Below are 19758 nucleotides of genomic sequence, written 5' to 3'. Positions count from 1 at the left end.
ATACCGGATCACACCATGCTGCTTTCCGAACAGGCCTTCAAGAAGATCGACCGCGAACTGACCAAGTTCCCGGCCGACCAGAAACAGTCCGCCGTCATGGCTGCGCTTGCTATCGCGCAGGACGAGAAGGGCTGGCTGTCGCCCGAGGTGATGGAAGAGATCGCGATCTACCTGGACATGGCGCCGATCGCCGTGCAGGAAGTCGCCACCTTCTACAACATGTACAACCTCAAGCCGACCGGCAAGTACAAGATTTCCGTCTGCACCAATCTGCCCTGTGCCTTGCGTGACGGCGAACGCGCCGCGCATTTCCTGAAGGACAAGCTGGGCATCGACTATCGCGAAACCACGGCCGACGGGGTGTTCACCCTGGTGGAAGGCGAGTGCATGGGCGCGTGCGGCGATTCTCCGGTGCTGCTGGTGAACAACAAGCGTATGTGCATTCAGATGTCCGACGATCGCCTGGAAGCCCTGGTGGCCGAGCTGCGTTCGGACGCGACTGCAGGAGGTGCCCAATGAGCACGACCGAAATTCTGCCTATCAGTACCGCATTCCACGACCGCCACATCGACCCCCAGATCATGGCGGGTCTGGACGGCAACAACTGGCGCATCGACGACTACGTGCAGCGCGGTGGCTACGAAGCCCTGCGCAAGATCCTGACGTCGGGCATGACGCCCGAGCAGGTCATTGCCGAGGTCAAGTCGTCGGCGCTGCGCGGCCGGGGCGGTGCAGGCTTCCCGACTGGTCTGAAGTGGAGCTTCATGCCCCGCACGTTCCCGGGCCAGAAGTACCTGGTCTGCAATTCGGACGAAGGCGAGCCGGGTACGTTCAAGGATCGCGACATCCTGCGCTACAACCCGCATATCGTGATCGAAGGCATGGCCATCGCCGCGTACGCGATGGGCATCACCGTGGGCTACAACTACATCCACGGCGAAATCTTTGAAGTCTATGACCGGTTCGAAGAAGCCCTGGAAGAGGCCCGTGCGGCCGGCTTCCTGGGCGACAAGATCCTGGGTTCGGCGTTCAGCTTCCAGCTGCACGCGTTCCACGGTTATGGCGCCTATATCTGCGGCGAAGAAACCGCGCTGCTCGAATCGCTGGAAGGCAAGAAAGGCCAGCCGCGCTTCAAGCCGCCGTTCCCGGCCAGCTTCGGCATGTACGGCAAGCCGACCACGATCAACAACACCGAGACGTTTGCCGCGGTGCCGTGGATCATCCGCAATGGCGGCGAAGCCTATCTGAACGTGGGCAAGCCGAACAACGGCGGCACCAAGCTGTTTTCGGTGTCGGGCGACGTGGAACGTCCGGGCAACTTCGAAATCCCCATGGGGACGCCGTTCTCGAAGCTGCTGGAACTGGCTGGCGGCGTTCGCGGCGGGCGCAAGCTCAAGGCCGTGATCCCCGGCGGATCGAGCGCGCCGGTGTTGCCTGCCCATCTGATGATGGACTGCACGATGGACTACGACTCGATCGCCAAGGCGGGATCGATGCTGGGTTCGGGCGCGCTGATCGTCATGGATGAGACCCGCTGCATGGTCAAGTCGCTGCTGCGCCTCTCGTATTTCTATCACGAGGAAAGCTGCGGCCAGTGCACGCCGTGCCGCGAAGGCACGGGCTGGATGTACCGCGTGGTGAACCGCATCGAGAACGGCAAGGGCCGTCCGGAAGACATCGACCTGCTGGATTCGGTCGCCGGCAACATCATGGGCCGCACGATCTGTGCGCTGGGTGATGCCGCGGCGATGCCGGTGCGGGGCTTCCTGAAGCATTACCGCGACGAGTTCGTCCACCATATCGAACACAAACATTGCGTGGTGCCGCACTACCTGTAGCCGAACGGCGAAGCAGGGCGCGACCGCAAGGTTTTCAATAAATGATCACGACTGGCCCTTGACGGGACATACGGAAAGAAGATGGTTGAAATCACGATCGACGGCAACAAGGTGGAGGTGGCGGAGGGCAGCATGGTCATGCATGCCGCCCAGAAAGTCGGCCTTTACGTGCCGCACTTCTGCTACCACAAGAAGTTGTCGATCGCGGCCAATTGCCGCATGTGTTTGGTGGATGTCGAAAAGGCACCCAAGCCGCTGCCTGCCTGTGCGACACCGGTCAGCAACGGCATGGTCGTGCACACACAATCCGAGAAGGCCATCAATGCCCAGAAGGGCGTGATGGAGTTCCTGCTTATCAATCACCCGCTCGACTGCCCGATCTGCGATCAGGGCGGCGAATGCCAGCTGCAGGACCTGGCCGTCGGCTACGGCAGCTCGGCGTCGCGCTACAGCGAAGAAAAGCGGGTGGTGTTCCACAAGAGCCTGGGTCCGCTGGTGTCGGCCGAGGAAATGGCGCGCTGCATCCACTGCACGCGGTGCGTCCGCTTCGGCCAGGAAATTGCCGGCGTGATGGAACTGGGCATGTTGAACCGCAGCGAACACGCCGAGATCACCTCGTTCGTGGGCCGCGCGGTCGAATCCGAACTGTCGGGCAACATGATCGACGTGTGCCCGGTGGGCGCCCTGACATCGCGTCCGTTCCGCTACAGCGCCCGGACCTGGGAACTGTCGCGTCGCAAGTCCGTCAGCCCGCACGACAGCGTCGGCGCGAACCTGATTGTCCAGGTCAAGAACGACCGCGTCATGCGCGTCGTGCCGCTCGAAAACGAAGACGTGAACGAATGCTGGATCAGCGACCGTGACCGTTTCTCGTACGAAGGCCTGAACAGCGACGATCGTGCCACCACGCCCCTGATCCGCGGAAACGACGGCGTCTGGAAGGAAGCCGACTGGGCTGAAGCCCTGGACTTCGCCGCTGCCGGGTTGAAGCAGGTGCAGGCCAGTGCCGGCGCCGACCAGATCGGCGCGCTGTCGGCACCGTACGCCACGACCGAAGAATTTGCCCTGCTGGCCCGCCTGGTGCGCGGCCTGGGTTCCGACAACATCGACTTCCGCCTGCGTCACACCGCAACGGACGTTGATGCAGCGCGCACGGGCGCACCATGGCTCGGCATGCCGCTGGCCGACCTGGCCACGCTGGACCGTGTCGTCGTCATCGGTTCGTTCCTGCGCAAGGATCATCCGCTGATCGCCCAGCGTCTGCGCCAGGCCGCCAAGGCCGGCACGCGTGTCGTGCTGATCGACGTGGCCGGCGAGGATCCGCTGCTGCCCGTCACCCAGCGCATCACGGTCAAGCCGAGCGAACTGGCCGGCGTGCTGGCGAGGCTCGCCGTTGCCGTGGCAGGCGCCAAGGAAGTCGCGGTGCCGTCCGAACTCGGCCGGCTCGAAGCGGACGACGCCTCGACGCGTATCGCCGAACTGCTGCGCACCGGCACTAATTCCGCCGTGCTGCTCGGCAACCTGGCCATCCAGCATCCCGATGCGCTTGCCATCGCTGCCAATGCCCAGTTCATCGCCACCACGTCGGGCGCCAAGCTGGGCGTGCTGACCGAAGGCGGCAACTCGGTGGGTGGCTATCTGGCCGAAGCCGTGCCGCAGCAGGGGGGCAAGACCGCCGCCGCCATGATCGCCGAGCCGCTCAAGGCCTACGTGGTCCTGCATGCCGAACCCACGTTCGACTGCGACAACGGCCCGGCCGCACTGGCTGCGCTGAAGTCGGCCAGCTTCAACGTCGCGCTCACGCCGTTCGTGTCCGATGCCAAGGAATGGGCCAACGTGATCCTGCCGGTCGCGCCGTTCACCGAAACCTCGGGTACGTTCGTCAACGCCGAAGGGCGCGTCCAGGGCTTCAAGGGCACGGTTCGCCCGCGCGGCATGACGCGTCCGGGCTGGAAGGTCCTGCGCGTGCTGGGCAACGCCCTGCAACTGGCGAACTTCGACGACGAGACCTCGGAATCGGTGCGCGACAGCGTGCTGTCCGGCGACATCGCCTCGCGTCTGTCGAACACCCTGAACGTGGGTGTCTTGCTGGGCAAGTCCGGAACCTCGGTCGCCGCCGGCGCCCTGGAACGCGTTGCCGACGTGCCGATCTACCGCACTGACGCCATCGCGCGCCGCGCCGAAGGCCTGCAGGCCCACCCGGCGTCCGACGCGCCCGACGCCCGTGCGCACTCGGCCACGCTGGAACGCCTGGGCATGGTCGCGGGTGACCGCGTCCGCGTCACGTCGCCATCTGGTGTCATCGAGCTTTTCATTCAACAAGACGACACGGTTGCCGATGGGGCCGTCCGTATTTCGGCTGCCCACGCAACGACCGTGGCACTGGGTGGCGCGTTTGAACAAATCAGCGTGGAGCGTGCCTGATGTCGTGGACTAACTCCCTTCAGGCCTGGGGAACCGGACTCATCGGTGCAGGCGCCTGGTCGGTGGTGTGGAATCTGGTACTGATCGTCTGCATCCTGCTGCCGGTCATCATCGGCGTGGCCTACCTCACCTTGTGGGAACGCAAGATGATCGGCTGGATGCATGTGCGGGTGGGCCCGAACCGCGTGGGTCCGCTCGGTCTGCTGCAGCCGTTCGCCGACGTGCTCAAGCTGTTGACGAAAGAAGTGATCGTGCCCAGCAGCGCCAACAAGGTGCTGTATGTGATCGCACCGGTCATGGTCCTGATGCCGGCGCTGGCCGGCTGGGCCGTGATCCCGTTCGGTCCGGAAACCGTGCTGGCCAACGTCAATGCCGGCCTGCTGTATGTGATGGCCATCACCTCGCTGGGTGTGTACGGCGTGATCATCGCCGGCTGGGCGTCGAACTCCAAGTACGCCTTCCTGGGCGCGCTGCGTGCCTCGGCCCAGATGGTGTCGTACGAACTGGCGATCGGCTTCGTGCTGGTGACCGTGCTGCTGGTGTCGGGCAGCCTGAACATGAGCGACATCGTCCTGAAGCAGAACGCCGGCTGGTTCGCCGACAAGGGGCTGAGCTTCCTGTCGTGGAACTGGTTGCCGCTGCTGCCGCTGTTCGTGATCTACGTGATCTCGGCCGTGGCCGAAACCAACCGCCACCCGTTCGACGTGGTGGAAGGCGAATCGGAAATCGTCGCGGGCCACATGGTGGAGTACTCGGGGATGGCGTTCGCGCTGTTCTTCCTGGGTGAATACGCCAACATGATCCTGCTGTCGTGCCTGGCGTCGGTCATGTTCCTGGGTGGATGGGCATCGCCCCTGGACTTCGCGCCGTTCACCTGGGTTCCGGGCTGGGTCTGGCTCTTCTTCAAGACATTCTTCGTGGTGTCGCTGTTTGTGTGGTTCCGTGCGTCGTTCCCGCGCTATCGCTATGACCAGATCATGCGCCTTGGCTGGAAGATCTTCATTCCGCTGACGCTGGTCTGGCTCCTGGTGATTGCGGTCTGGATGCAGACGCCTTGGAACATCTGGAAGTGATGCCGGTTTCGGCCGAGCAATCAAATAGGTAGGACAGAATCATGAACGCAATCAAGGATTTTCTCGGCAGCCTGCTGCTGACCGAGTTGTTCAAGGGCATGCGGTTGACGGGCAAGTACATGTTCGCCCGCAAGATCACCGTGCAGTATCCGGAAGAAAAGACGCCGATGTCGGGCCGCTTCCGGGGGCTGCACGCGCTGCGTCGCTACCCGAACGGCGAAGAGCGTTGCATCGCCTGCAAGCTGTGCGAGGCCGTGTGCCCCGCGCTCGCCATCACGATCGAATCCGAAGTGCGCGACGACGGCACCCGCCGTACCAACCGCTACGACATCGATCTGACCAAATGCATTTTCTGTGGCTTCTGTGAAGAAAGCTGCCCGGTGGACTCCATCGTCGAAACGCACATCCACGAGTACCACGGGGAAAAGCGCGGCGACCTGTACTTCACCAAGGAAATGCTGCTGGCGGTGGGCGACCGGTACGAATCGGAGATCGCGCAACGCCGTGCCCAGGACGCGAAGTACCGGTGACCCGCGTGCCTGTCGACTCCGCCCTTCATACCGTCCCTTCGGGCCGGCACCTGACATTCAAACTATGACCGCCATTCTGTTCTATCTGTTTGCCGCGATCCTCGTGCTGGCCGCCTTGCGGATCATCACGACGCGCAGCCCCGTCACGGCCGCGATGCACCTGGTGCTGGCGTTCTTCACGGCCGCCATGATCTGGATGCTGCTGAAGGCCGAATTCCTGTCCATCCTGCTGGTGCTGGTGTATGTCGGCGCGGTCATGGTGCTGTTCCTGTTCGTGGTGATGATGCTCGACATCGACACCAGCAAGATGCGGGAAGGCTTCAAGTCCTACCTGCCGGTGGGCCTGTCGGTCGGCGCCATCATGGTGGTCGAGATGTCGTTCGTGCTGGCGCGTGCCTACTGGGTGCCCGAAGCCGGTCCGGCCCCGGTCGCCGCCGACTTCAACAACACGCGCGCCATCGGCATCGCGATGTACACGGACTACGTGTTCGCGGTCGAAGTCGCGGCCGTGCTGCTGCTGGTGGGCATGGTGTCGGCGATCTCGCTCACGCTGCGCCGCCGCTCCGATGTCAAGGTGACGCGCTCGTCCGACCAGATCCGGGTCCGTGCCAAGGATCGCGTGCGCATCGTCAAGATGACGTCGCAGACCGAGCAGCCGGAGCCGTCGCCCCTGGACAACGCATCCGATTCGAATGGAGCCAAAGCATGACGCTCACCCTGGGCCACTTCCTGGTGTTGGGGGCGATCCTGTTCGCCATCAGCATCGTCGGCATCTTCCTGAATCGCAAGAACATCATCGTGCTGCTGATGGCGATCGAGTTGATGCTGCTGGCGGTCAATATGAACTTTGTCGCCTTTTCCACCTGGATGGGCGACATCAGCGGTCAGGTGTTTGTCTTCTTCATATTGACGGTGGCAGCCGCTGAATCGGCCATCGGCCTTGCGATTCTTGTTGTGTTGTTCCGCAACCTGAACACGATCAACGTTGATGAACTTGACCGGCTCAAGGGCTGACGGTCCAGTAAACGAGAAAACCAAGACATGTCGAGCGTTCCTAAGCTCTATCTCATTATCGCTTTCGCCCCGCTGATCGGGTCCCTCCTGGCCGGCTTGTTCGGCACCGGCTTCCTCGGACGCTGGCTTGAACGGGCAGGGGCGCATACCGTCACCATCCTCGGTGTCCTGATATCCGCCATTGGCGCGGTCATCGCGTTGCAGGATGCGCTGGCGGGCTACACCTTCAATGGCACCCTGTACACCTGGGGCGCGATTGGCGGCATCAAGCTCGAAATCGGATTCATGATCGACACCCTGTCGGCCATGATGATGGTGGTCGTCACCTCCGTGTCGCTCATGGTGCACATCTACACCATCGGCTACATGAAGGATGACCCGGGATACGCCCGTTTCTTCTCGTACATCTCGCTGTTCACCTTCTCGATGCTGATGCTGGTCATGTCCAACAACATGCTGCAGCTCTTCTTCGGCTGGGAAGCGGTGGGTCTGGTCTCGTACCTGCTGATCGGCTTCTGGTACACCCGTCCAACGGCCATCTTCGCGAACATGAAGGCCTTCCTGGTCAACCGGGTCGGCGACTTCGGTTTCATTCTCGGCATCGGCCTGCTGTTCGCGTACGCCGGCTCGATGAACTATGCGGAAGTGTTCTCGCAGTCGACCAAGCTGGCCGGCATGACCTTCCCGGGCACCGACTGGATGCTGCTGACGGTGGCGTGTATCAGCCTGTTCATCGGCGCCATGGGCAAGTCGGCGCAGTTTCCGCTGCACGTCTGGCTGCCTGACTCGATGGAAGGCCCGACCCCGATCTCGGCACTGATCCACGCCGCAACGATGGTGACCGCGGGCATCTTCATGGTGTCGCGTTTCTCGCCGCTGTTCGAACTGTCGCCGACGGCGCTGTCCTTCATCATCGTGATCGGTGCGATCACCGCGCTGTTCATGGGCTTTCTGGGCATCATCCAGAACGACATCAAGCGCGTGGTTGCATACTCGACGCTGTCGCAGCTGGGCTACATGACTGTGGCGCTGGGCGCCTCGGCCTACTCGGTCGCCATCTTCCACCTGATGACGCACGCGTTCTTCAAGGCGCTGCTGTTCCTGGCGGCAGGTTCGGTCATCATCGGCATGCACCACGAACAGGACATGCGCAAGATGGGCGGCCTGCGCAAGTACATGCCGATCACCTGGATCACGTCGCTGCTGGGCTCGCTTGCCCTGATCGGCACGCCGTTCTTTTCGGGCTTCTATTCGAAAGAGAACATCATCGAAGCGGCCAAGCTGTCGACGATTCCGGGTGCGGGCTTCGCGTACTGGGCAACGCTGATCGGCGTGTTCGTGACGGCCTTCTATTCGTTCCGCATGTACTTCCTGGTCTTCCACGGCAAGGAACGTTTCGCGACCGATGGCGGCCATCATGCCGATGCGCACGGTCACGACGACCATGCGGCCGCGCTCGCGACGACGCACGATGCACATGCCACGCACGCCACGCATGTGTCGCATGCTTCCCATGATTCGCAGGCCATTCCGCATGACGACCATGCGCACGATGTGCATGGCCACGACGACCACCATGGCCACGGCGGCGTGCCGCACGAGTCGCCCGCCGTCGTGTGGGTGCCGCTGGTGCTGCTGGCCATTCCGTCGGTCATCATCGGCGCGATCACGATCGGCCCGCTGCTGTTTGGCGACTTCTTCAAGAATGTGATCTACGTGTCGCCCGACCACCACGTCATGGCGCACCTGGCCGAGCATTTCCACGGCTGGGCCGCGTACGGCATGCATGCCTTCTCGACCGCGCCGTTCTGGCTGGCCGTGGCGGGTGTGGTGGTGGCCTGGTACTTCTACCTTGTGAACCCGGCCATTCCGGCAGCGATCAAGGCACGAAGCGGCGCGATCTACACCTTGCTGGACAACAAGTACTACATGGACAAGTTCAACGATGCCGTGTTTGCCCGTGGCGCCCGCGTGATCGGCAATGGCTTCTGGAAGTTCGGCGACCGCCAGCTGATCGACGGCCTGATCGTCAACGGCAGCGCGCGGTCGGTGGGCTGGATCGCCTCGGTGGTCCGCCACCTGCAGTCCGGCTATATCTATCACTACGCCTTTGCCATGATCATCGGCATCATGGCGCTCGTGACGTTCTTTGTGTTGATGAATAATTGATGGCAAGCGACATGGCTCAATCTTCTCTTCCGTGGCTCACGCTTGCGATCTTCACGCCGATCGTATTCGGGCTGCTGGTCCTGGCCACTGGCCGTGAACACAATCCGAACGTCTCGCGCGTCCTTGCGCTGATCGGATCGATCGTCGGACTGATCGTCACGCTTCCGCTGATCGCAGGCTTCAACGCCGGCACCGCCGACATGCAGTTCGTCGAGAACACCGCATGGGTTGCGCAGTTCGGCATCTACTATCACCTGGGCATCGACGGTATTTCGTTGTGGCTGGTGCCGCTGACTGCCTTCATCACGGTCATCGTGGTGCTGGCAGGGTGGGAGGTCATCACTGACCGCGTCGCGCAATACATGGGCGCCTTCCTGTTCCTGTCGGGCCTGATGATCGGCGTGTTCGTGGCGCTGGATGGCCTGCTGTTCTACATCTTCTTCGAAGCCACGCTGATCCCGATGTTCATCATCGTGGGTGTGTGGGGCGGTCCCAACCGCGTGTACGCAGCCATCAAGTTTTTCCTGTACACGTTCATGGGTTCGCTGCTGATGCTGGTGGCCTTTGTCTACCTGTGGCATGCATCGGGCGGATCGTTCGACATCCAGACGTGGCAGAAGATGCCCCTGGGCTACACCGAGCAGATCCTGATCTTCATCGCCTTCCTGATGGCCTTCGCGGTCAAGGTGCCGATGTGGCCGGTGCATACCTGGCTGCCCGACGCCCACGTGGAAGCGCCTACCGGAGGTTCGGTGGTGCTGGCCGCGATCATGCTGAAGCTTGGCGCCTACGGTTTCCTTCGCTTGTCGCTGCCGATCGTGCCGGATGCGTCGCACAGCCTGTCGGGTTTCATGATCGTGCTGTCGCTGATCGCCGTGATCTACATCGGCCTGGTCGCGCTCGTGCAGTCCGACATGAAGAAGCTGGTGGCGTACTCGTCGGTCGCCCACATGGGTTTCGTCACCCTGGGCTTCTTCATGTTCAACACCGCCGGTACCGAAGGCGCGATCGTGCAGATGATCTCGCACGGTTTCGTGTCGGGCGCCATGTTCCTGTGTATCGGCGTGCTGTATGACCGCATGCACTCGCGCCAGATCGCCGATTACGGTGGTGTGGTGAACGTGATGCCGCGTTTTGCCGTGTTCTTCGTGCTGTTCTCGATGGCCAACAGCGGTCTGCCAGCCACCAGCGGCTTCGTCGGCGAGTTCTTCGTGATCATGGGCGCGGTCGAATACAACTTCTGGATCGGTCTGCTGGCCGCCACGGCACTGATCCTTGGCGCGTCGTACTCGCTGTGGATGGTGAAGCGCGTGATCTACGGCCCCATCGCCAACGAACACGTCCGGGCCCTGACCGACCTGAACCGTCGTGAATTCGCGATCCTGGCGATCATGGCCATCGCCGTGCTGTACATGGGTATCTATCCGGCACCCTTCACCGATGTGATGCACGTCTCGGTCGATGCGCTGCTCAAGCATGTCGCTGTTTCAAAACTGTAAGTCGCGGGACGCTTAACGCAATGGACTTTGCCAATCTGAACCTGCCCCTCGTCTTGCCGGAGATTCTTCTCCTGGTGCTGACGTCTGCGATTTTGCTGATCGATGCATTCAGCAAAGACGAGGAGCGCAAACTCACGCACTACCTGTCGTTGACGACCCTTGCGGCGTTGACCTGGTTGAGCCTGTCGGAGCTGATCTCCGGCGTGCAGGGGACGGCGTTCGGTTCCCTGTATGTCGCGGACGGTATCGGGCACGTGCTCAAGGTGTTCTCGTACATTGCCGTAGGCGTGACCCTGGTCTATGGCCGCAGCTATGCGCATCTGCGTGGCATGCTGCGAGGCGGCGAACTGTATGTCCTGTCGCTGCTGGCGCTGCTTGGCCAGATGATCATGATCTCGGCGGGCAACATGCTGACGATCTATCTTGGCCTTGAACTGATGTCGCTGTCGTTCTACGCGCTGGTTGCCCTGCGCCGCGAGCATCCGGTGTCGACCGAAGCGGCCATGAAGTACTTCGTGCTGGGCGCGCTTGCCTCGGGTTTCCTGCTGTACGGCATGTCGATGATCTACGGATCGACCGGTACGCTGACGCTGGACGGCATCGCCCGCGCCGTGGCCGACCAGAACCAGGATCGCATGATCATGGTGTTCGGCCTGGTGTTCCTGGTCGCGGGTCTGGCGTTCAAGCTGGGCGTGGTGCCGTTCCACATGTGGGTGCCCGACGTCTACCAGGGCGCACCGACCCCGGTCACGCTGCTCCTGGGCGGTGGCCCGAAGCTCGCTGCATTCGTCATCATCCTGCGTCTGCTGGTCGAAGGCCTGGGCGATCTGTGGGCCAGCTGGCAGCCCATGCTGGCAATCATGGCCGTGGCCTCGCTGGCGATCGGTAACCTGGCCGCCATTGCGCAGACCAGCCTGAAGCGCATGCTGGCCTACTCGACCATCTCGCACATGGGCTTCGTGCTGCTGGGCCTGATGTCGGGCATCGTCGACGGCAACGCCGCCAACGCCAACAATGCCTACAGCTCGGCCATGTTCTACGTCGTCATCTACGTGCTGACCACGCTGGGCTCGTTCGGGATCATCCTGCTGCTGTCGCGTGCCGGTTTCGAATGCGACGAGATCAAGGACCTGGCCGGCCTGAACCGCCGGAATCCCTGGTACGCGCTGATCATGCTGCTGCTGATGTTCTCGCTGGCCGGCGTGCCGCCCACGGTGGGCTTCTACGCCAAGCTGTCGATCCTGCAATCGCTGGTGGGCGTGGGCCACGTCGGCCTGGCCATCACCGCCGTGGTGTTCTCGCTGATCGGCGGTTACTACTACCTGCGTGTCGTCAAGACCATGTACTTCGACGAGCCCACCGACACCTCGCCCATCGTGGCATCGATCGGCTTCAAGTCGGTCCTGTCGGTCAACGGCGCCCTGATGCTGGTGCTGGGTATCCTGCCCGCGCCGCTGATGGCCCTCTGTGTCCAGGCCATCGCCACGTCACTGAAGTTCTGAGGTCGATGCCCCGGGATTCTCGTCCCGGGGCATGATGCTTCTTCAAGGCCCGCCTGAACCGGGACCGCGTCCACCGCGACGCGTGTCCCGCCAGGCTTCCCTGCAAGGTGGTGCACGCTCTTGAAACAAACGCTCGCCATCTACGTTCTCGTATTCCTTGCGCTGGTCGGCGCGAATCTTCCCTTCCTTACCGAACGCCTGTTTGCCGTGCTGCCGTTCCGTCGCGCAGGCGCGATCGTTGCTAAGCCATTCTGGCTGCGCTTTGTCGAACTGGTGGTGTTGTACCTGCTGATCGGTTTGATCGGGCGCGGCTTCGAAGCCAGCCTGGGCAACGTCTTTCCGCAAGGATGGCAGTTCTATGCCATTACTTTCGTGCTGTTCCTGGTGCTGGCATTTCCCGGCTTCGTACACCGGTACTTGATGAGAAAGAGGATCGCATGACGGCAGACGAACTGCGCAAGGACCTGGACGCCGCGTCGGCGCGCATGAAAGAAGCGACACTGACCAGCGAATCCGTCTTCAAGGGCAAACTGCTGGACGTCTGGCGTGATACCGCGCAGCTGCCCAACGGCGCCACCGCCACCCGCGAACACTTCCACCACCCAGGCGCGGCGGCGATCGTGCCGGTCCTGCCCGACGGCCGCCTGGTTCTGGTCAAGCAGTATCGCTACCCGATGCACCGCGCCTTCGTCGAATTCCCGGCCGGCAAGATCGACGAGGGCGAAGCCCCCCTGGCCACCGCGCAACGCGAACTGCTGGAAGAGACGGGGTATCACGGCGGCGAGTGGACCGAGCTGACCACGATCCACAATGCCATCGCCTACTGCGATGAGCGGATCATCCTGTTCATGGCCGACGGCATCCAGGCGGGCAAACAGAACCTGGATGAGAACGAGTTTGTCGAGGTATTCACGGCCACGCTGGAGGAACTGCTGTCGTGGATCGCGGCGGGCGTGGTCACCGATGTGAAGACGATCATCTCGGCGTTCTTCGTCGAGAAATTTCGCGAGGGCAGGGGTGACCAGGTGCCGGTCCAAGGGCAGCCGGTGTCATCGGGCGCGTAGCGCGTCGCGGTCGACCGATAAAAAATGCCGCAGCGGCTCAGGCCCTGCGGCATTTTTCGTTGTTGGCGTCAATGCGGCGCCAGGGCGCTGGCGCCCTGGCCGGTTCATTAGGCCCGAGCCGCCTTCTGCTCCAGGCGGAAGCGATGCAGCAGCGGTTCCGTGTAGCCATTCGGCTGCGCCAACCCTTCAAACACCAACGCACTGGCGGCCTTGAACGCCAGCGACGTCTTTTCATTGCCCGACATCGGCTCATAGATCGGATCGTTGGCGTTCTGCTGATCCACGACTTTGGCCATGCGCTTCATCACTTCCTTTACTTCCGCTTCGGTCGTGATGCCGTGGCGCAGCCAGTTGGCGATGTGCTGGCTGGAGATGCGCAGGGTGGCGCGGTCTTCCATCAGGCCGACGTTATGGATGTCGGGCACCTTGGAGCAACCGACGCCCTGGGCGATCCACCGGACCACGTAGCCCAGGATGCCCTGCGCGTTGTTTTCCAGTTCCTGCTTGATGTCGGCGGCGGACCACTTGGAGGGGTCACCAATCGGCACGGTCAACAGGCCTTCGAGCAGTTGGTCGTCCACGTCGGCCAGACGGGTCTTTTCCAGTTCCTGCTGGACGGCCTGCACATCCACCTGATGGTAGTGCAGCGCGTGCAGGGTGGCGGCGGTAGGCGAGGGGACCCACGCGGTGTTGGCGCCGGCCTTGGGGTGCGCGATCTTTTGTTCGAGCATCGCTGCCATCAGGTCCGGCATGGCCCACATGCCCTTGCCAATCTGGGCGCGGCCACGCAGGCCGGCATCCAGGCCGATCAACACGTTGCTGCGCTCATAAGCGGCGATCCAGGCGGACGCCTTCATGTCGCCCTTGCGCATCATGGGGCCCGCTTCCATGGCGGTGTGCATCTCGTCGCCGGTGCGGTCCAGGAAGCCGGTGTTGATGAACGCCACGCGTTCGCTGGCGGCGGCGATGCACGCTTTCAGGTTGACGCTGGTGCGGCGTTCCTCGTCCATGATGCCCATTTTCAGGGTGTGACGGGGCAGGCCCAGCAGGTCTTCAATACGGTCGAACAGTTCATTCGCGAAAGCGACTTCGGCGGGGCCGTGCATCTTCGGCTTCACGACATAGAACGATCCGGCCCGCGAATTCTGCTTGCGCTTCAGGTCAGGCAGCGAGGCCAGGGTGGCCACGACGCCGTCCATGATGCCTTCCGGGATCTCCAGACCGTCCTTGTCCAGGATGGCAGGGTTGGTCATCAGGTGGCCGACGTGACGCACGAACATCAGCGAGCGGCCATGCAGCGTCAGGTCCTTGCCATCGGCACCGGTGTAGGTGCGATCGTCGTTCAGGCGGCGGGTAAAGCGCTTGCCGCCCTTGCTGACTTCTTCGGTCAGCGTGCCCAGGTTCAGGCCCAGCCAGTTGCGGTACACGTGCACCTTGTCTTCGGTGTCGACCGCGGCGATCGAATCCTCGAAGTCCATGATGGTCGTGAGGGCGGCTTCCATCAGCACGTCTTTCACGCCCGCCTTGTCGGTGCTGCCGATCGAATCGCTCTTGTCGATCTGGATCTCGAAGTGCAGGCCGTTGTGGCGCAACAGCAGTGCAGTCGGGGCCGAGGCATCGCCCTGGTAGCCGCGGAACAGCGACGGGTCTTGCAGACCGGTCGCCTTGCCGCCCAGGTCGACTTGCAAGCCGCCATCCACGACGGTGTACGACGTGGCATCGACGTGCGAGCCGCCGGCCAGCGGCGCTGCCTGGTCCAGGAAGGCGCGGGCGCGGATGATCACGGCCTGGCCGCGCTTGGGGTTGTAGCCGGCGCCGCGTTCCGCGCCGTCGGTGTCCGGCAGCGCGTCGGTGCCGTACAGGGCGTCGTACAGGCTGCCCCAGCGGGCGTTGGCCGCATTCAGCGCGTAACGCTGGTTCGATACCGGAACGACCAGCTGCGGACCGGCCTGTTCGGCGATTTCGGTGTCGACGTTGCGGGTGCTGGCCTTGACGGTAGCCGGCCGGGCCTGCAGGTAGCCGATGCTTTCCAGAAAGCTGCGATAGGCCGGCATGTCGGTGATCGGGCCGGGGTGGGCCTGGTGCCACGTATCGATGTCGGCCTGCAGACGGTCGCGTTCCTTCAGCAGCGCGCGATTCTTGGGCGCCAGATCATGCACGAGGCGGGAGAAGCCCTGCCAGAAGGTCTCGCTGTCCAGGCCGGAATCCTTGAGGGCTTCCTCTTCGATGAAGCGGTCCAGCAGCGAGGCTACCTGGAGGCCGTGGCGGGCGATGCGTTCAGTCATGGGGGGTTCTCCACACAATCTTGGGTAAGGAATCCGGGCGTGTACGGTGCAGCGCCCGGCAATAAGGGTTACGGTCGATGATAAACGCCAGCGCGCGTCACGCGGGCGCCGGATAGCGTGTATTGCAGTCACTAGTCTTTTGCGTGGGGAGTGGGGAAGGCGGCAACGGCGTCAAAAGATGAATCTGCCCATGACCTGCTCACTGCTAATGCGTATCATTGTCATTGAATGACCCAAGCGCCGTTCAGGGAACATCGCCTGTCCCCAGCCTGACTCGGGCTGGCCCAGGCAACGAGCCGGTCCAATGACGCGGTATCCTCCCTATACGCAGCGTGTGCGGCTACGCCCGGCCTGGTTCATTTTTATTTCAGCACGCGTTACCGCGGGGGTGCGGACGCCGGCGTCGGCCGCGACGTTCGCCTCAGTGTCAGCAAACGATTTTGAATCCATCCATGCAGAGTCCTTCCGTGTCGTCCCCCGTTTCCACCAATGCATCTGCCGGCGCAGCCACCCACGATACGTTGACCCTGTCCCGGCGGCTCAAGGCCGAGACGACCGCGCTGCATGACATGCTCGATCAACTGGTCATGTCTACCAAGCCATTCGACAACCGCGAGAACTACGGCCGCTTCGTGCTGACCCAGTATCTGTTCCAGCGGGATATCGAGTCGCTGTATGACGACGCGCGCTTGCAGGCCATGATTCCGGATCTGCCGTCCCGGCCGCGCCTGGCTGCGGCTGCGCTGGATCTGCAGGACCTGGGCGTAGTGGTGCCGGACGATGGCGATGCGCCCGCGGCGGCGCGGCTCGATATGGAAGAGGGCCTGGGCTGGTTGTATGTCTCGGAAGGCTCCAAGCTGGGCGCGGCGTTCCTGTTCAAGGAAGCGGCGGCCCGCCTGGGGTTGAGCGAGACGGTGGGCGCACGCAACCTGGCCGCGCCGGAAGGCGGCCGCGGGTCGGCCTGGAAGCGGTTCGTGCAGGTGCTCGACCACAACGATTTGTCGGCTGATGACGAAGACCGCGTCGTGGAAGGCGCGCGCCAGGCCTTCCACCGCTTCGCCGAGCTGCTGCGGCGCAGTTTTGGTCTTGTGGCGTAAGGGGTGGCCGTGGCGATAGATCAAGACGGCCAGCCGACGGAGCCCGGGTCGCCCGCTGCGGCGGTATCCGCGGGACGTCGCCGAGTACTGGGAGCGGCGCCTGTGTTGGCCCTGGCCTTGCCTGGTGCCGCGCTGCTGTCACGCGTGCTGCCAGCGCTTGCCGCCGCCGGCGTGCTGCCGATGTCTGCAGCGCAGGCTGCGACCACGGCGGCATCGCCATCCGCCGGCCCGGTCACAGCGCCCGCGGCGCGGCCCCGTCTGGTATCCGTCGGCGCCGGCACGACCGAGATCGTGTACGCCCTGGGGGCGCAGACGCAGCTGGTGGGCGTCGATACCAGCAGTCTGTACCCGGCCGTGGCGCAGGCGCTGCCCAAGGTGGGCTATCAGCGAACGCTGACTGCCGAAGGCGTCATGTCATTGGCCCCGCAGGTGCTGCTTGCCAGCCAGGATGCCGGGCCGCCTGCCGTCCTGGCGCAGATTGCAGCGGCGGGTGTGACGGTGGTGCGCGTGGATGGCGCCTATTCGTTCGAAGGCCTGCTGCAGCGTATCGGGCAGGTGGCCCACGCCACCGGACGGCTCGATGAAGGCGAAAAACTGTCGGTCTCGCTGGCTGCGCGCTGGGCCGACGTCATGGCGCAAGTGGACGCCAGGCCCCTGCGAACATCGTCGGGCACGCTGGCGACGGTTGCCTTCCTGATGCGGCACGGGCCGACCGTGATGGCGGCAGGCAGGGGGACGGGGGCGGACGCCATCTTGCGTCTGGCCGGCGCCCGCAATGCCTTTGGCAACGCGTTCGACAACTACAAGCCGTTGTCGGCCGAGGCGCTTGCCCAGGCCGCGCCGGACGTCATCATCGGTACCTACGACGGTACCCTCAGGCCTGGGGACACCGAGGCGCTCAAGGCGCTGCCGGGTGTTGCGCTGACACCTGCCGGGCGTAGTGGAGCCATGCGCAGCTTCGATATCGTGTTGCTGCTGGGCTTCGGTCCGCGGCTGCCCGACGCAGTCGAGGCGCTGCATCAAGGGCTGCTGCAGGCGGTGCGATGACGATCGCTTCAAGGCCGGCACCGACGCCCGTTTTTGCACGCTCCGGCAGCCCGGGCCGGGTGCCGGCGCCCGCCCTTTTTGGCGTGCTGGTTGCGCTGCTGGTCCTGGTGCTCGTCACGGCTGCAGGGAGGGGTGCCTATCCCATCTCGCCTTCGCAAGTGCTGGCGATTCTTCTCAGCAAACTTGGCGTATCCGACGGCGGTTTTGATGCGCAGCAGATGGGGGTGCTGTGGACGATCCGGCTTCCACGCGTCGTGCTGGGCGCCGCCATCGGCGCCTTGCTCGGGATGGCGGGCGCCACAATGCAGAGCCTGTTCCGCAATCCCCTGGCCGACCCCGGCCTGATCGGCGTGTCGAGCGGCGCTGCGCTGGCGGTGGCGCTGACGATCGTGTTCGGCAATCTGTGGTGGCCCGAATTGGCCGCGCAGGTCGGTCTGGCGCTGTACCCGCTGGCAGCCTTTGCAGGCGGCGTCGTCACTACCTTGCTGGTCTATCGCATTGGCCGGACATCGCTGGGCGTCTCGGTCGCGGCCATGCTGCTGGCAGGCATCGCGCTCAATGCCATCGCCTTCGCGCTGATCGGCCTGGCCAGTTATGTCGCCACCGACGAACAGTTGCGCAGCATGACGTTCTGGAACCTGGGCAGCCTGGCGGCGGCGTCGTGGCCGGTGGCCGGCGTGGTCAGTGCCGGCGGCGTGATGGCGCTGTTCGGCATGTGGCGGCTGCGGATTGGCCTGAATGCCATGGCATTAGGCGAGGCCGAGGCGCGGCATCTGGGTGTCCATGTGGACCGGCTCAAGACCTTGTCGATTGTTTTCAGTGCGTTGGCGGTGGGTTTGGCTGTGGCGTTCTGCGGCATGATCGGGTTCATCGGGCTGGTGGCGCCGCACTGCATTCGCCTGATCGCCGGGCCGGATGCCCGCGTCGTGATGCCGGGGTCCGCCTTGCTGGGCGCGGCGCTGACCGTGGGCGCCGATGTGGTGGCGCGGACCGTGGTCGCGCCTGCCGAGATGCCGATCGGCGTGCTGACGGCCCTGATCGGCGCCCCGTTCTTTCTGGTCCTGCTGCTGCGTGGCAAGGACCGGATGATGGAGGGCTGAACAATGACGGGACAGAGGTTTTTCTTGCGCGTGCCCAAGCCTGCGGCTGTCATGCCGGCCCGGTCCGCGTCGGTTAGCAAGACGGCCAGCACCGCTGCCGGTACCTTGGCTGCCTCGGTCATGGGCACTGACTATGCTACCGTTGCCACCACCACGCCTGTGTCGAGCCTCTACGCCGCGAACACCGCCGCCCAAGTGCCCGTGCTGCGTGTCGACGGCCTGAACGTCCATCGCCGGCAACGCGGCGGAGCAGACCATGCCGTGCTGCGAGACGTATCGGTATGCGTCGCCCCAGGCGAACTGGTCATGCTGATCGGTCCGAACGGCGCAGGCAAATCGACGTTGCTGGCCGCCGTATCGGGCGACTTGACGCCTGCATCCGGCCACATCGCGTTCGACGGCAAGCCGCTTGCGGCATGGCACCGAAAAACGCTCGCGCAGCGCCGCGCCGTCCTGCCTCAACGCGCCGGGCTCAGCCTGCCGTTCACGGTTCAGGAAGTCATCCAGCTCGGTTGCCTGGCCCGGACCGGATCGCACGCCGCGCTGGCGCGCATCGTCAACCAAGCGGCCACTGCCGCAGGCGTGGACCACCTGGCCGACCGGTCAATGACGCAGCTGTCGGGCGGCGAGCAAGCCAGGGTGCACCTGGCGCGGGTGCTGGCGCAGATCTGGCCGGAAGCCGAAAACGGGGCGGATGCCAGAACCTGGCCGGAAGGCGGAGCCGGGGCGGAAGCCGGCACGGTGCCGCCAACTCGCAATCTGTTGCTGCTCGACGAACCGTGCGCGAGCCTGGATCCCCATCATCAACACGCCGTCTGCACCGTGGTGCGGGATTTTGCGCACCGGACCGGCACGGGCGTGGTGATCACGATGCACGACATGAATCTGGCTGGCCAGTATGGCGACAGGGTGGTGGCGCTGTTGGACGGTGCCGTGGTCGCCGATGGAACGCCGCGCGATGTGCTGACGCGGTCGTTCGTGCAGCAATGCTTTGCTGTCGACGCCGCCCGCATGGATACCGACCGCGGGCTGATGGTGGCCACGCGGCCCTGGTCGAGCTAGGCCAAGCCAGCCAGGCCAGCGCGAAAAAAAAACCACCGTGCGGCAAGCACGGTG

The 19758-nt window shown here is 63.8% G+C and carries 17 protein-coding genes; 16 read left to right on the top strand and 1 reads right to left on the bottom strand.

Annotation, left to right across the window (positions count from 1 at the left end; genetic code table 11):
• Nucleotides 1–15: 15 nt before the first annotated feature.
• From nuoE to IE116_RS06250, 12 genes are all read left to right on the top strand, one after another.
• Entirely contained in the window at nt 16–519 is a 504-nt protein-coding gene (gene nuoE / locus IE116_RS06305) for an NADH-quinone oxidoreductase subunit NuoE (protein ID WP_179587044.1), read from the top strand.
• The gene (gene nuoF, locus IE116_RS06300; RefSeq protein WP_189610767.1) at nt 516–1838 is read left to right on the top strand and encodes an NADH-quinone oxidoreductase subunit NuoF; all 1323 of its coding nucleotides are present in this window, start codon (nt 516–518) and stop codon (nt 1836–1838) included. Before nuoE ends, nuoF begins: the two co-directional genes overlap by 4 nt.
• A gap of 81 nt (nt 1839–1919) precedes the next feature.
• The gene (gene nuoG / locus IE116_RS06295) at nt 1920–4262 is read left to right on the top strand and encodes an NADH-quinone oxidoreductase subunit NuoG (protein WP_189610765.1); all 2343 of its coding nucleotides are present in this window, start codon (nt 1920–1922) and stop codon (nt 4260–4262) included.
• The gene (nuoH, locus tag IE116_RS06290) at nt 4262–5335 is read left to right on the top strand and encodes an NADH-quinone oxidoreductase subunit NuoH (protein WP_189610763.1); all 1074 of its coding nucleotides are present in this window, start codon (nt 4262–4264) and stop codon (nt 5333–5335) included. Before nuoG ends, nuoH begins: the two co-directional genes overlap by 1 nt.
• A 41-nt stretch (nt 5336–5376) precedes the next feature.
• Nucleotides 5377–5865: an NADH-quinone oxidoreductase subunit NuoI gene (nuoI, locus tag IE116_RS06285; protein WP_179587052.1), complete on the top strand. Its 489-nt coding sequence runs from the start codon at nt 5377–5379 to the stop codon at nt 5863–5865.
• Between the two features lie 64 nt (nt 5866–5929).
• On the top strand, nt 5930–6574 hold the full coding sequence (locus IE116_RS06280; RefSeq protein WP_189610761.1) for an NADH-quinone oxidoreductase subunit J: 645 nt from the start codon (nt 5930–5932) through the stop codon (nt 6572–6574).
• A complete protein-coding gene (gene nuoK, locus IE116_RS06275; protein WP_074323126.1) occupies nt 6571–6879 on the top strand; it encodes an NADH-quinone oxidoreductase subunit NuoK in 309 nt (102 codons plus the stop codon). The genes IE116_RS06280 and nuoK overlap by 4 nt, the downstream gene beginning before the upstream one ends.
• Nucleotides 6880–6906: 27 nt before the next feature.
• Nucleotides 6907–9048, top strand: a complete 2142-nt coding sequence (nuoL, locus tag IE116_RS06270; RefSeq protein ID WP_189610759.1) for an NADH-quinone oxidoreductase subunit L — start codon at nt 6907–6909, stop codon at nt 9046–9048.
• A gap of 11 nt (nt 9049–9059) precedes the next feature.
• Complete coding sequence (locus IE116_RS06265) at nt 9060–10547, top strand: NADH-quinone oxidoreductase subunit M (RefSeq protein ID WP_189610757.1); 1488 nt, start codon at nt 9060–9062, stop codon at nt 10545–10547.
• Between the two features lie 20 nt (nt 10548–10567).
• The gene (nuoN, locus tag IE116_RS06260) at nt 10568–12049 is read left to right on the top strand and encodes an NADH-quinone oxidoreductase subunit NuoN (RefSeq protein WP_189610756.1); all 1482 of its coding nucleotides are present in this window, start codon (nt 10568–10570) and stop codon (nt 12047–12049) included.
• 120 nt (nt 12050–12169) lie between these two features.
• Complete coding sequence (locus IE116_RS06255; protein ID WP_189610754.1) at nt 12170–12490, top strand: DUF2818 family protein; 321 nt, start codon at nt 12170–12172, stop codon at nt 12488–12490.
• Nucleotides 12487–13113, top strand: a complete 627-nt coding sequence (locus IE116_RS06250; protein ID WP_229828020.1) for an NUDIX domain-containing protein — start codon at nt 12487–12489, stop codon at nt 13111–13113. The genes IE116_RS06255 and IE116_RS06250 overlap by 4 nt, the downstream gene beginning before the upstream one ends.
• Nucleotides 13114–13220: 107 nt before the next feature.
• Here IE116_RS06250 and IE116_RS06245 read toward each other — a convergent pair whose 3' ends face one another.
• Entirely contained in the window at nt 13221–15398 is a 2178-nt protein-coding gene (locus IE116_RS06245; protein WP_189610751.1) for a malate synthase G, read from the bottom strand.
• 452 nt (nt 15399–15850) lie between these two features.
• On the opposite strand from IE116_RS06245, the gene IE116_RS06240 reads away from it, so the two are divergent.
• The 4 genes from IE116_RS06240 to IE116_RS06225 all read left to right on the top strand — a co-directional run bounded on the left by IE116_RS06240 (nt 15851) and on the right by IE116_RS06225 (nt 19704).
• Nucleotides 15851–16495: a biliverdin-producing heme oxygenase gene (locus IE116_RS06240; RefSeq protein ID WP_189610749.1), complete on the top strand. Its 645-nt coding sequence runs from the start codon at nt 15851–15853 to the stop codon at nt 16493–16495.
• A 102-nt stretch (nt 16496–16597) separates the two neighbouring features.
• The gene (locus IE116_RS06235; RefSeq protein WP_189610747.1) at nt 16598–17542 is read left to right on the top strand and encodes a heme/hemin ABC transporter substrate-binding protein; all 945 of its coding nucleotides are present in this window, start codon (nt 16598–16600) and stop codon (nt 17540–17542) included.
• The gene (locus tag IE116_RS06230; protein WP_189610745.1) at nt 17539–18642 is read left to right on the top strand and encodes a FecCD family ABC transporter permease; all 1104 of its coding nucleotides are present in this window, start codon (nt 17539–17541) and stop codon (nt 18640–18642) included. The genes IE116_RS06235 and IE116_RS06230 overlap by 4 nt, the downstream gene beginning before the upstream one ends.
• A gap of 3 nt (nt 18643–18645) precedes the next feature.
• On the top strand, nt 18646–19704 hold the full coding sequence (locus IE116_RS06225) for a heme ABC transporter ATP-binding protein (RefSeq protein WP_189610743.1): 1059 nt from the start codon (nt 18646–18648) through the stop codon (nt 19702–19704).
• Nucleotides 19705–19758 lie beyond the last annotated feature (54 nt).

This window comes from Pigmentiphaga litoralis (assembly GCF_014651835.1).
GTDB classification, from domain to species: domain Bacteria; phylum Pseudomonadota; class Gammaproteobacteria; order Burkholderiales; family Burkholderiaceae_B; genus Pigmentiphaga; species Pigmentiphaga litoralis.
Note: the sequence above shows the minus strand (reverse complement) of the source record. Positions and strands in the feature narration are given on the sequence as shown.

What these genes read in the sequence shown, in the direction of transcription:
- nuoN (WP_189610756.1), top strand. Translation starts at nt 10,568, where the DNA reads ATGGACTTTGCCAATCTGAACCTGCCCCTCGTCTTGCCGGAGATTCTT.
- nuoF (WP_189610767.1), top strand. Translation starts at nt 516, where the DNA reads ATGAGCACGACCGAAATTCTGCCTATCAGTACCGCATTCCACGACCGC.
- IE116_RS06250 (WP_229828020.1), top strand. Translation starts at nt 12,487, where the DNA reads ATGACGGCAGACGAACTGCGCAAGGACCTGGACGCCGCGTCGGCGCGC.
- nuoH (WP_189610763.1), top strand. Translation starts at nt 4,262, where the DNA reads ATGTCGTGGACTAACTCCCTTCAGGCCTGGGGAACCGGACTCATCGGT.
- IE116_RS06225 (WP_189610743.1), top strand. Translation starts at nt 18,646, where the DNA reads ATGACGGGACAGAGGTTTTTCTTGCGCGTGCCCAAGCCTGCGGCTGTC.
- nuoE (WP_179587044.1), top strand. Translation starts at nt 16, where the DNA reads ATGCTGCTTTCCGAACAGGCCTTCAAGAAGATCGACCGCGAACTGACC.
- nuoL (WP_189610759.1), top strand. Translation starts at nt 6,907, where the DNA reads ATGTCGAGCGTTCCTAAGCTCTATCTCATTATCGCTTTCGCCCCGCTG.
- IE116_RS06280 (WP_189610761.1), top strand. Translation starts at nt 5,930, where the DNA reads ATGACCGCCATTCTGTTCTATCTGTTTGCCGCGATCCTCGTGCTGGCC.
- IE116_RS06240 (WP_189610749.1), top strand. Translation starts at nt 15,851, where the DNA reads ATGCAGAGTCCTTCCGTGTCGTCCCCCGTTTCCACCAATGCATCTGCC.
- nuoI (WP_179587052.1), top strand. Translation starts at nt 5,377, where the DNA reads ATGAACGCAATCAAGGATTTTCTCGGCAGCCTGCTGCTGACCGAGTTG.
- nuoG (WP_189610765.1), top strand. Translation starts at nt 1,920, where the DNA reads ATGGTTGAAATCACGATCGACGGCAACAAGGTGGAGGTGGCGGAGGGC.
- IE116_RS06245 (WP_189610751.1), bottom strand. Translation starts at nt 15,398, where the DNA reads ATGACTGAACGCATCGCCCGCCACGGCCTCCAGGTAGCCTCGCTGCTG.
- nuoK (WP_074323126.1), top strand. Translation starts at nt 6,571, where the DNA reads ATGACGCTCACCCTGGGCCACTTCCTGGTGTTGGGGGCGATCCTGTTC.
- IE116_RS06230 (WP_189610745.1), top strand. Translation starts at nt 17,539, where the DNA reads ATGACGATCGCTTCAAGGCCGGCACCGACGCCCGTTTTTGCACGCTCC.
- IE116_RS06265 (WP_189610757.1), top strand. Translation starts at nt 9,060, where the DNA reads ATGGCTCAATCTTCTCTTCCGTGGCTCACGCTTGCGATCTTCACGCCG.